This is a genomic window from Streptomyces aurantiacus, assembly GCF_001418335.1.
Taxonomy (GTDB): Bacteria; Actinomycetota; Actinomycetes; order Streptomycetales; family Streptomycetaceae; genus Streptomyces; species Streptomyces aurantiacus.
Genome location: NZ_LIPP01000537.1, coordinates 1 through 1,007, shown reverse-complemented (window position 1 = coordinate 1,007; position 1,007 = coordinate 1). Strand labels below are relative to the sequence as shown.

2 protein-coding genes are annotated in these 1,007 nt (G+C 68.2%); both read right to left on the bottom strand.

The genetic code is table 11. From position 1 onward, the window contains the following. Positions 1–44 precede the first annotated feature (44 nt). Entirely contained in the window at positions 45–368 is a 324-nt protein-coding gene (locus tag AOK01_RS40020; protein ID WP_055520565.1) for a putative quinol monooxygenase, read from the bottom strand. A 39-nt stretch (positions 369–407) separates the two neighbouring features. Further along, on the bottom strand, positions 408–1,007 hold a 600-nt coding region (locus AOK01_RS40015), incomplete at its 5' end, for an SDR family NAD(P)-dependent oxidoreductase (RefSeq protein WP_107100047.1).

Below are 1,007 nucleotides of genomic sequence, written 5' to 3'. Positions count from 1 at the left end.
ACCTCGACTTCGCCCTGGCCGACCCCGGAAAAGCCCGCCGGGTGTTACTGAGCAGGGCGGATCGGTCGGAGGATGCGGAGTTCGTCTTCGATGTCGCCCTCGATGAGCGCCTGGAGCGGGGGGATCAGTTTCGGGATCCAGCTGGACTCGGTGTGCGCCTGGAGTGCTTCTCGGCTCGTCCAGCGTTCGTAGACCAGGAATGTGCCCGGTCGGGCTTCGTCTTCGTGGACCTCGTAGTCGATGTTCCCGGGGTCGTTGCGGGAGGGGGTGACGACGCGGGCGATGTGGTCTCGCAGCTCCGCTTCCTTCCCCTTCTTTGCGCGAGCCACCCAATGGGCGGCGATGACGCCGTCTGGCGTGCTGGGCATGAGGTTCCTTTCCTGGGTTGCCGGCAGTTGGCGGGAATGTCAGCGCATGGTGGATCCGCCGTCGACGACGAGGACCTGTCCGGTCATCGCTTCCGCGCCGTCGGACGCGAGGAACGCGACAACGTTCGCGGTGTCCTCCGGGACGAGGGGGCGCTGCATCGCCTGCGTGGCGACGACAGCGTCGAACGCGGCCGGCTCGTTGACGCTCCGCGCGATCGGGGTGTCGGTGAGCCCGGGTGCCACGGCCGTCACCGCGATGCCGTTGCCGCCGAACTCGAAGGCGAGGGTCCGTACGATGCCCAGCATGGCGCCCTTCGCGGCGACGTACGGCAGGAACTCGGGGCCGGGTGGGGACCAGAGCGTGTCCGAGCCGATCATGATGATGCGGCCGAACCCACGCTCGACCATGCCCGGGGTGAACGCCTGAGCGAGCCAGAGAGCGGCTTCGACGTTCACGGACAGCAGGGTCCGCCATCGTTGAGCATCCAGTTCGCGGAGTGTCATGGGGTCGATGACGGCGGCGGAGTGGACGAGTACATCGACCCGGCCGTAGCGGTCGAGCACCTCTGCGGCGGCGTGTTTGGCCGTCGCCTCCGAGGTGAGGTCGGCACGGATGTCGCCGCCACGGCGGCCGAGCAC

Bases quoted from the DNA above. Each gene is read 5' to 3' on its own strand.
- AOK01_RS40020 (WP_055520565.1), bottom strand. From the start codon at position 368: ATGCCCAGCACGCCAGACGGCGTCATCGCCGCCCATTGGGTGGCTCGC.